Annotated in this window: 1 protein-coding gene; it reads left to right on the top strand. The window is 73.1% G+C overall.

Annotated features, from left to right (window positions below):
* The coding region (locus tag GCN81_RS00095; RefSeq protein ID WP_156721312.1) for a polyketide synthase dehydratase domain-containing protein at positions 1 to 357 on the top strand (357 nt) is incomplete at both ends.

Raw genomic sequence — 357 nt, 5'->3', positions numbered from 1 at the left:
CTGCTGCCCGGTACCGGACTGGTGGAACTGGCCGCGCGCGCAGGTGACCAGGTCGGCGCCGAGCGGGTCGAGGAGCTGACGCTGTCCGCGCCGCTGGTGCTGCCGGAGCAGGGGTCGGTGCAGCTTCAGTTGGTCGTGGGCGCGGTCGACCCGTCCGGGGTCCGGTCCGTCGAGATCTACTCACGAGCCGACGACGGAACGCACGACGACCCCTGGGCGGTGCACGCGACCGGCACGCTGGTCGCCGCCGGTTCTGAGAGCGGCGCGACGGAGACGTTGGCCGTGTGGCCACCGGCCGGGGCCGTGGAAGTCCCGCTGGACGGCGTCTACGACCGCCTCGCCGACCAGGACTACACG

The sequence above is a fragment of the Streptomyces apocyni genome (assembly GCF_009739465.1).
Lineage (GTDB): Bacteria > Actinomycetota > Actinomycetes > Streptomycetales > Streptomycetaceae > Streptomyces > Streptomyces apocyni.
The sequence above is the reverse complement of the archived record's forward strand: the minus strand, read 5'-3'. Positions and strand labels throughout refer to the sequence as shown.